The sequence below is a fragment of the Desulfurobacterium atlanticum genome, from assembly GCF_900188395.1.
Classification (GTDB): domain Bacteria; phylum Aquificota; class Aquificia; order Desulfurobacteriales; family Desulfurobacteriaceae; genus Desulfurobacterium_A; species Desulfurobacterium_A atlanticum.
Genome location: NZ_FZOB01000012.1, coordinates 42,183 through 51,590, shown reverse-complemented (window position 1 = coordinate 51,590; position 9,408 = coordinate 42,183). Strand labels below are relative to the sequence as shown.

At 37.8% G+C, this 9,408-nt stretch carries 8 protein-coding genes; 6 read left to right on the top strand and 2 right to left on the bottom strand.

From position 1 onward, the window contains the following. Positions 1–238: 238 nt before the first annotated feature. From CHB58_RS07700 to CHB58_RS07675, 6 genes are all read left to right on the top strand, one after another. On the top strand, positions 239–1,570 hold the full coding sequence (locus tag CHB58_RS07700) for a hypothetical protein (protein WP_089323526.1): 1,332 nt from the start codon (positions 239–241) through the stop codon (positions 1,568–1,570). Then, positions 1,549–2,541 carry an NHL repeat-containing protein gene (locus CHB58_RS07695; RefSeq protein ID WP_180706457.1) on the top strand — a complete coding sequence of 331 codons (993 nt, stop codon included), beginning with the start codon at positions 1,549–1,551 and terminating at the stop codon, positions 2,539–2,541. The genes CHB58_RS07700 and CHB58_RS07695 overlap by 22 nt, the downstream gene beginning before the upstream one ends. A gap of 62 nt (positions 2,542–2,603) precedes the next feature. Next, positions 2,604–3,224 (top strand): MotA/TolQ/ExbB proton channel family protein, encoded by a 621-nt coding sequence (locus tag CHB58_RS07690; RefSeq protein WP_089323524.1) that lies wholly within the window; start codon positions 2,604–2,606, stop codon positions 3,222–3,224. Between the two features lie 11 nt (positions 3,225–3,235). Continuing rightward, positions 3,236–4,054 (top strand): 2,3,4,5-tetrahydropyridine-2,6-dicarboxylate N-succinyltransferase, encoded by an 819-nt coding sequence (locus CHB58_RS07685; RefSeq protein ID WP_089323523.1) that lies wholly within the window; start codon positions 3,236–3,238, stop codon positions 4,052–4,054. A gap of 105 nt (positions 4,055–4,159) precedes the next feature. Further along, positions 4,160–5,158 (top strand): AmmeMemoRadiSam system radical SAM enzyme, encoded by a 999-nt coding sequence (amrS, locus tag CHB58_RS07680; protein WP_089323522.1) that lies wholly within the window; start codon positions 4,160–4,162, stop codon positions 5,156–5,158. 19 nt (positions 5,159–5,177) lie between these two features. Next, positions 5,178–5,636, top strand: coding sequence for a YbhB/YbcL family Raf kinase inhibitor-like protein (locus CHB58_RS07675; RefSeq protein WP_089323521.1), 459 nt, complete (start codon positions 5,178–5,180; stop codon positions 5,634–5,636). 19 nt (positions 5,637–5,655) lie between these two features. Here the strand turns inward: CHB58_RS07675 and serS are convergent, their stop codons facing one another. Beyond that, positions 5,656–6,936 carry a serine--tRNA ligase gene (gene serS / locus CHB58_RS07670; RefSeq protein ID WP_089323520.1) on the bottom strand — a complete coding sequence of 427 codons (1,281 nt, stop codon included), beginning with the start codon at positions 6,934–6,936 and terminating at the stop codon, positions 5,656–5,658. Beyond that, positions 6,929–9,361: a DNA gyrase subunit A gene (gene gyrA / locus CHB58_RS07665; protein ID WP_089323519.1), complete on the bottom strand. Its 2,433-nt coding sequence runs from the start codon at positions 9,359–9,361 to the stop codon at positions 6,929–6,931. Before gyrA ends, serS begins: the two co-directional genes overlap by 8 nt. Positions 9,362–9,408 lie beyond the last annotated feature (47 nt).

Here is a 9,408-nt window from a genome sequence, read left to right as displayed (position 1 = left end):
CGTGGTATAGGTTTATATTTAGCTGCATGGTTGTCCTCCTGGTAGTGGTTTTGGTTTTCTGAAAATTTGAATGTTTAGTGCTCTTAATATTTTAACTACCAGGTGGGCAGCCTTTTTCCTTTGGTGTGGGTGGGGAGTATGTGTATACCTATGCAGGTAATTTAACTTATTATTACTTGAAAAACTTCTTTAAAAGGTGTAATCTATATATTGGTAATTTTAACAAGGAGGTGTGGAGATGAGGAAAAATCTGATTATTGGGACTATAGCGGCTATTTCAGGTTTTATGTTATACAATCAATCGTTTGCCGTTGTTGGTCCCTGCGTTAACTGTCACACAATGCACAACTCCCAGCACGGAAATTATCCCTGGTATAATAACGCTACTTACACTACCGGCACTGTAAGTTCTACAAATGTTGTTCCAATGACCTTTAATAACAGTACTACTCCTATTAGAAATCTTCTCCGTGGTGATTGTCAGTATTGTCATACTTACGATATGGCTCCACTTGCAGGAACTCCTTATTACGGAGATCATCTATGGCCTTATGTTGATTCAACTACTGAACCAGCTTATCCCTCAACAGGTGATGCTTATACTACAGGAACTTATGCTTCAGCCACCTGGGGACAGAATAGGGCTTTAGCAGGAGGAAGTTTTTACTGGGGGAGAACTCAAGACCAGCGATTTTCCCATAACGTTCTTGATCTTGGTATGCCTGAAGATTCAAATACCGGTTTAACCCCTCCTGGATGGGATGCTAATGCTACTCACTTTACAGATGCCATAGATGGCTCTAAAGTTGCAAACGGTGAAACACAATGGACTCATCAGCTTACCTGTGCTGGAGTTTATGGATGTCACGGAAGGCATAATGCTGCCACTACCGATAGTTTTGCAGGGGTAAACGGGGCTCACCACTCCAACATGTTTGGATTTGTTGATGGTACCGGAACTATAGGAAACAGCTACAGATTCCTATCAGGTATTGCAGGATACGAGCATAACTATTATGAGTTTGCAAATCAGGCTGATGATAATGGTGTGAAACATAATGTGTATTATGCCGTTCATAGAACATCTGAAGATCCTACAACTGCGGATAAAAGAACGATTTCATATTTGTGTGCTGAGTGTCACGGTATATTCCACAGCGGTGCTGAAGTTGCGAGGGATCCGGCAGCTGTTGATTCTCCGATAGGAACACCGTGGTTGAGACACCCAACAGATTTTGACCTTTCTCAGGCTGGTCCGGCTACTATTGGAGTGGATGGCAATACAGATGTTGAGTATAAATACTACAACGGTGGTAATCCAACTTCTGCTCCTTACAGTATGTTTGCTCCTGTTGGAACAGATAACTATACTCTTCTTACAGACGATACAATTAGCTGGACAGGGAACGATGCGATAGTTACATGTATTTCATGTCATAGGGCTCACGGTTCTCCGTACTACGATATTTTAAGATGGGATTATTCAACATGTACAGCTGATAGTGCAACTACAAACGCAACACTTATGAATGAATGCGGATGTATGGTATGTCATACAACAAAAGGATAATATGGGTTTTATTTACAGTTTTGCTATTTTTTAGCAGTGCTTTTGCCAGAAAGCAGGGGAAGGTAGTTGGCACGAAGGTAATAGATATAATAAGAATAGATGAAGCCGGGAAGGTTCTTGCCTATCCCGGCTCTCTTTTTTATGATTTGGCAAGTAAGAGGTTATTTCTGGTAGAACCTGGAAGTTCAAAGGTTGTATTTTACACTCCCGATTATTTTCCTTTTATGGCAATAGGTAAAGGGTATGATGTGATTGATCCTGTAGATCTTTTTGTTGATAGCAAAGGAAAGTTTTATTTTGTTTCAACAAATACAAAATCTGTTTATGTCCTTTCTCCTTCACTTATTCTTGAAAAAGTTATTAAAGTGAATGGTTTTAAAGGAGATGAAGACTTTGTCCCAAATCATGTAGCTGTGAATTTTAAAACGGGGGATATCTATATCACCGGTGTTGGGAAGCCTTTTATTGTTGTTTTCGGTAAAGATGGTAAATTTAAGGATTATCTTTATCCGGAAATGCAAGTTAACGGAAATAAAATCTATTCTGTTGTGAGCAATGTTTCTGTAGATTCATTTGGGAATGTTTATCTTGTAGCTCTTGATTTTGGGCAGGTTTTTATATTTGATAAAGATGGAAATTTTGTAAGGAAGTTTGGAACAAAGGGTGCGAATTTTGGCCAGATGAGCCAGCCATCTTCTGTTGCTGTTGATGAAAAATCTGGAAGGATTTATGTTACAGACCCTATGAGACATGCTGTTCTTGCATATAATATGGGTGGAGATTTTCTATTTGAGTTTGGCGGTAGAGGATGGGCACCTGGATGGTTTAACTATCCTATTGATGTAGCTGTAGATAATAAAGGGAATGTGATTGTTACAGATTGGCTTAATAATAGAGTTCAGATTTTAAAGCCTGAAACTGATAAAGTAATAGAGGTAAAAACTCTTCCTCCTTCAAACCGTGCAGATTAGCTTCATTTCAAGAATTTCAGTGATATAATTTCACCATAATTTTATCCTTGTGGAGGGATTTAATGAGTTTTTTTTCTCTTATTTCAAAAAGTGGCTTTATTGGATATACACTGATTCTGCTTTCAGTGGTCTCTCTTGCTATTGTTATAGAGAAAATAGTTATGTTTCGTTCCTCAAAAATAGTGCCTAAAGATAGGTTGAAAACTATGGTTATGCTTCTTTCTACTAATAAAATAGGTGATGTTATTGAGTTTTGTAAAAGGAATAGATTTCTTCTTTCGGAGATTATTATTGAAGCTTTTAGAAATATTGGGGAAATTTCAAGAGTAAACTTTTTAAACGCTTTTGAAGTAATAGCCAGAAAAAAAGTGGCAGAACTTGAAAGAGGAATGACTCTTCTTGCTACAATTGCTACGATTGCTCCTCTTTTAGGACTTTTGGGAACTGTGCTTGGTATGGTTAAGATTTTTGGTGTTCTTGATGCCGGTACATCTGGAATAGCAAATCCTCAACAGCTTTCAGCCGGGATAGCGGAAGCGCTTCTTACAACCGTTTTTGGTCTTATTGTGGCAGTTCCCTCCTATGTGGCTTATAACCTTTTACAGAGAAAACTTGATAAACTTGTTCTTGAGATTGAACAGGCTGGAGTAATAATAGCCAACAATTTAAAAGGGTTTAAATAGCGGAGGTGTTTATGGAAGAGTTAAAAGTAATGATAGAGAATGCATGGGAAAACAGGGAGTTGCTTAAAGAGGAAAGAACGAAGGAAGCAATAAAGGAAGTTATAGCTCTTCTTGATGCTGGGAAAATAAGAGTTGCTGAAAGGGAAGATGTTGGAAAGTGGAGAGTAAACGATTGGGTGAAAAAAGCTATACTACTCTTTTTCCCGATTTCTGAAATGAAGGTTATGGAAATGGGACCGTTTGAGTATTACGATAAGATTCCTCTTAAAAAGGGGTGGGAAAAGCTTGGTGTAAGAGTTGTTCCACCGGCTACAGCCCGTTACGGTTCCTATATAGAACCAGGAGCTATTTTGATGCCGTCCTATGTAAATATAGGCGCTTATGTTGGTTCAGGTACCATGGTTGATACATGGGCAACGGTTGGTTCGTGTGCACAGATAGGGAAAAATGTTCATCTTTCAGGTGGGGTTGGTATTGGTGGTGTTCTTGAACCTCCTGGTGCAAGACCTGTTATTGTTGAGGATAACTGTTTTATCGGTTCAAGATGTATCATTGTTGAAGGTGCAGTAATAGAGGAGGAGGCAGTTTTAGGAGCAGGTGTTGTTATTACTGCTTCAACAAAGATAATAGATGTTACTGGGGATGAGCCTGTTGAATACAGGGGAAGAGTTCCAGCAAGAAGCGTGGTTATACCCGGAACCCGTGTTAAAAAATTTCCTGCTGGAGAGTACGGTCTTCCGTGTGCACTGATTATAGGTAAAAGAAAAGAATCAACAGATAAAAAAACATCCCTTAATGATGTATTGAGGGAGTTTGATCTACCTGTTTGATAAGAGCAAGAATTTTATAGGCTTATAATAGGGGAGAGAAGTCTCCCCTTTTTTATTTTGTGGTATATTTTAAAAATAAGGATACTTTTTGTTTTGAGGGGGAATATGGCAAGAGCTGTTGCTGCATATTGGGAACCGATGGAAAATAATCAGGTTAAATGTATTCTATGTCCCAGAGAATGTGTTATTCTTGAAGGTTTAAGTGGGTTCTGTCTTGTAAGAAAGAATGAAGGGGGACGCTTGATTTCCACCGTTTATGCTGAAATTACATCCGGTGGTTATGACCCGATAGAGAAAAAGCCTCTCTACCATTTCTATCCAGGTTCAGTTATTTTTTCTATCGGTACAAACGGTTGCAACCTTGATTGCCGTTCCTGTCAAAACTGGCAGATTTCAAGAAGAGAAACGGAGAGAGAATTTTTCCCTCCAAGAATGGCTGTAGAGTATGCAGGTAAGTATAATTCTATAGGTATAGCTTACACTTACAACGATCCAATAGTCTGGTTTGAGTATGTTAAAGACACTGCATATCTTATAAAAGAGACGGGACTTATAAATGTGATGGTTACAAACGGAAATATAAATCTTCAACCTTTGAAAGAGTTACTTCCACTTATAGATGCTTTTAATGTTGACCTTAAAGGGATGACAAAGAAGTATTATGCTGAGTTTTCGCTTTTAAGCAATCCAAATGTATGGCAGGTGTGTGAAGAGATAAAGAAAGCAGGTAAACATCTTGAACTTACGAAGCTTGTTGTTCCAAAGTTTGATGAGTTTACCCCTGAATATTTTGAGAAATTTGCAAAATGGATAGCAGAGAATTTAGGCAAAGATACTCCTTTACATCTTTCACGATTTTTCCCTGCTTATAAACTTATAAACTTTATGCCGACGCCTGTTGAAGTTCTTAATATGGCTTATGATGTGTGCAGGGAATACCTTGACTATGTTTATGTAGGAAATGTTCCTGATAGAACAAGGGAATCAACTTACTGTCCTGAATGTGGAGCTCTTCTTGTTGAAAGGGTTGGGTATGATGTTGTTGTTCATTTTAAAAACAAAAAGTGTCCTAAATGCGGAAGAGATGTTGATTTTGTAGTTTAACTAACAATAGGGGGGTATCATGGAAATTGTAAGCCCGGCTTTTGGGAATGGAGAGTTTATTCCTGTGAAGTACACCTGTGATGGTGATGATATATCTCCGTGTCTTTTCTTTCTTAATCCGCCAGAGGAAACGAAAAGTTTCGTGCTCATAATGGAAGATCCGGATGCTCCCGGTGGTGTTTTTTGCCACTGGTTAATATACGATATACCTGCTGATTTTGAAGGCCTTCCTGAAGATGTTCCGCCTGCGGGATATCTTGAGTATGACATAAAGCAGGGATTAAATGACTTTGGAAATATAGGTTATAGCGGACCCTGCCCGCCGCCTGGTGAAGTTCACAGATACTTCTTTATCCTTATGGCTCTTGATGTTGAAACCTTGGGTCTTGAACCTGGTGCTACACGGAAGGAGCTTCTTGAAGCTGTTGATGGTCATGTTATTACAACAGCTGAAATAGTCGGCCTTTATAAAAGATAAAAGGGGAGAGGTTCCCCTTTTAAGGTGTTATTATGTCGGTTTTAATATAGTCTCTTAATACCTCAGGAATTATTACACTTCCATCTTTTTGTTGATACTGTTCCAGTATGGCTATTACGGTTCGACCTACAGCAAGACCTGAACCGTTTAAAGTGTGGACAAAATGGGTTTTACCGTTTCGGTCTCTAAATTTTATTCCTGCTCTTCTTGCCTGAAAATCTTCACAGTTACTGCATGACGATATTTCTCTGTATCTTTTCTGAGATGGAATCCATACCTCTATGTCATAGGTTTTAGCTGCTGAGAATCCAAGATCTCCTGTGCAGAGTGTTACTACTCTATAATGGAGATGTAAAAGCTGGAGAACTTTTTCAGCTTCATTAACAAGTTTTTCAAGTTCATCATAGGATTTGTCAGGGTGGACGATTTTAACAAGTTCAACTTTATTGAACTGGTGAAGTCTCATTATTCCTCTTACATCTTTCCCGTGGGAACCGGCTTCTTTTCTAAAGCATGGAGTGTAAGCTGTGTAATACTTTGGAAGCTCTTTTTCGGCTAATATTTCTCCTGCATGGATGTTTGTTAAAGGAACTTCTGCTGTTGGGATTAGCCAGAGGTCCTCACCTTCTATTTTATAAAGATCTTCGGCGAATTTTGGAAGTTGTCCTGTTCCTGTTAAAGTTTCGCTATTTACAAGAAAAGGTGGTATTATCTCTTCATAGCCGTGCTCTTGAGTATGAAGGTCAAGCATAAAGTTTATAAGGGCTCTCTCAAGTTTTGCTCCCCAATTTTTATAAATTACGAATCTTGAACCTGATAGTTTTGCTGCTCTTTCAAATTCTAAAATTCCAAGTTTTTCTCCTGTTTCCCAGTGTGGAGTAGGCTCAAAATCAAATTCTGGTTTTTCTCCCCAGTATCTTACCGGGATATTTTCGTTTTCATCATCTCCTACCGGAACAGACTCGTGGGGAATGTTGGGAATGTTAAGAAGTAAACTTTTAAAAGATTTTTCTATTTCCTTTAAATTTTCTTCAAGTTCTTTTATCCTGCCAGAAATTTCTTCAACTTTACTTTTTTTTATGTTGGCTTCTTCAATTTTCTTCTCTTTAAAAAGAGTGCCTATCTCTTTTGAAAGCTTATTTCTTTCAGCTTTTAAAGATTCAACTTCTGTTAAAGTTTCTCTCCTTGTCCTGTCTATTTCAAGTAGCCTATCTATTTTCTCGGGAAGTTTTTTATCTCTAAGAGAGAGTTTATCTTTAAATTTTTGAGGATTTTTCCTTATCTCTTTTATATCAAGCATCTTCTACTTCCTCCTCTTCAACCTTTGATACAGCTACAACACTATCATCATCGGAAAGTCTTTGTACCCTTACTCCTCTTGTAATTCTTCCTATTATGCTTATCTGTCCTGCATTTAGTTTTATCACTTTGCCTTTTTTGGATACTATAACGATGTTTTCATCGTCTTTGAGAGTTATTGCATCTGCTATTTTTCCTGTTTTTTCATTTAACTTAGCTGCTATAACTCCTTTTCCGCCTCTTCTTTGAATCGGAAATTCTGATAGAGCCACTCTTTTTCCGTAACCTTTTTCGGTAACGATTAAAAGATATCTGTCGTCTGGATGGATAACTGTTGCAGCAACCACAGAGTCATCATTCTGGTCAAGAAGGATGCCTCTTACACCTCTTGCTGTTCTTCCCATCTGGCGTACATCTTGGATAGAAAATCTTATGGCTCTTCCTTTACGTGAAATCAGGATAACATTATCCTTTTCAGAGACAAGACCTATGTATATTAGCTTATCATCAGGTTCCATGTTTATCGCTGTTATTCCTGTTGAGCGTGGGTGAGAAAAATCTTTTAAAGGTGTTCTTTTCACATATCCTTTTGCTGTTACAAAGAAAAGGTCAAGATTCTGGTTGAAATCTTTTACAGGGATGATTTTTGAAACGTTTTCACCACCTGAAAGACCCTGAAGTAACCCTCTTATGGATTGACCTCTTGTTGCCCTTTCAGATTTTGGAATTTCGTAAGCTTTAAGCCAGTAAACTTTACCTCTGTTTGTGAATATTAAAAGATAGTCAAGTGATGAGGCTGTAATAATCTCTTTTACAAAATCATCTTCTCGTGTTTTTATTCCTTTTGTTCCTGTGCCGCTTCTTCCCTGTGTTTTGTAGGCACTTGCAGAGACGCGTTTAACAAAGCCTTTATGAGTAAGGAATATTACAACTTCTTCATCTTCAATCATGGATTCTATGTCTATCTGGGATTCTTTTGAGACTATTTCTGTTTTCCTTTCATCACCGTAAAGTTTTATGATTTCATCCATATCCTCTTTAATTAATCTTTTCTGCTCCTCTTCTGAGTTAATTATGAATCTATAGTATTCTATGTCCTTCTTGAGTTTTTCATATTCCTCTTCTATCTTTTCTCTTTCAAGACCTGTTAGTCTTTGAAGTTTCATATCAAGAATAGCTTTTGCCTGTTCTTCTGAAAGTTGGAACTCGTTTTGCAATATGGATTTTGCAGTTTCTGGACTTTCTGCTCCTTTTACAATTGTTATTATTCTGTCTATGTTTTCAAGGGCGACTTTCAATCCTTCAAGTATGTGAAGTCTTGCTTCAGCTTTTTTTAGCTCGTAGGCTGTTCTTCTTAAAATTACCTCTTTTCTGAATTTGATGAATTCAGAAAGGTATGATTTCAGGTTAAGTAGTTTTGGTTGGCCGTTTACAAGAGCTATCATATTAAAACTAAAATTTGTCTGAATAGGGGTGAATTTGTAAAGTTTGTTTAAGATAACTTCAGGTGTTGCATCCCTTTTAAGTTCTATAACAACTCTTATCCCTTCTCTGTCCGATTCATCTCTTATGTCAGCAATACCTTCTATTTTTTTCTCTTTTACAAGCTCTGCTATCTGTTTTATTAAAGATGCTTTGTTAACCTGGTATGGAAGCTCAGTTATAACAATGGCTGTTCTTTTCTTTAACTCTTCAACTTTATGTTTTGCTCTTAATGTTACACTGCCTCTTCCTGTCTGGTAAATTTTTAGAATTGCTTCAGGATTTATTATCTCTGCTCCTGTCGGAAAGTCAGGACCTTTTATGTATTGAAGCAGTTCTTCTGTCGTTGCGTTTTCATTGTCAACAAGATATTTAACTGCATTACAAACTTCTGTTATGTTGTGTGGAGGAATATTTGTTGCCATTCCAACGGCTATTCCTGCACTACCGTTGACAAGAAGATTTGGAAATCTTGCGGGTAAAACTTCAGGTTCTGTGAGACTTTCGTCAAAATTTGGCCTAAAATCAACCGTATCTTTTTCTATATCTTTTAAAAGTTCCATGGATATCTTTGAAAGGCGGGCTTCAGTATATCTCATGGCTGCAGCAGAGTCTCCATCAACAGAGCCAAAGTTTCCCTGTCCATCTATAAGAGGATATCTCATTGAGAAATCTTGTGCCATTCTTACAAGAGCATCATAAACTGCACTATCTCCGTGAGGATGAAATTTACCAAGGCATTCACCAACTATTCTTGCACTCTTTTTGTAAGGTTTATCTGGGTAAAGGTTTAATTGATGCATTGAGTAAAGGATTCTTCTATGAACCGGCTTAAGGCCGTCCCTTACATCAGGAAGAGCTCTACCTACAATTACGCTCATTGCGTAATCAAGGTAGGATTGTCTCATTTCCTCTTCTATGGGAATGGGAATAATCTGTTCCATTTAATGGATGCCTCCAAAAAGAAAGATAGGAATTTTATGTAGGGTAT

Bases quoted from the DNA above. Each gene is read 5' to 3' on its own strand.
- CHB58_RS07690 (WP_089323524.1), top strand. From the start codon at position 2,604: ATGAGTTTTTTTTCTCTTATTTCAAAAAGTGGCTTTATTGGATATACA.
- CHB58_RS07700 (WP_089323526.1), top strand. From the start codon at position 239: ATGAGGAAAAATCTGATTATTGGGACTATAGCGGCTATTTCAGGTTTT.
- serS (WP_089323520.1), bottom strand. From the start codon at position 6,936: ATGCTTGATATAAAAGAGATAAGGAAAAATCCTCAAAAATTTAAAGAT.
- gyrA (WP_089323519.1), bottom strand. From the start codon at position 9,361: ATGGAACAGATTATTCCCATTCCCATAGAAGAGGAAATGAGACAATCC.
- amrS (WP_089323522.1), top strand. From the start codon at position 4,160: ATGGCAAGAGCTGTTGCTGCATATTGGGAACCGATGGAAAATAATCAG.
- CHB58_RS07685 (WP_089323523.1), top strand. From the start codon at position 3,236: ATGGAAGAGTTAAAAGTAATGATAGAGAATGCATGGGAAAACAGGGAG.
- CHB58_RS07675 (WP_089323521.1), top strand. From the start codon at position 5,178: ATGGAAATTGTAAGCCCGGCTTTTGGGAATGGAGAGTTTATTCCTGTG.
- CHB58_RS07695 (WP_180706457.1), top strand. From the start codon at position 1,549: ATGTCATACAACAAAAGGATAATATGGGTTTTATTTACAGTTTTGCTA.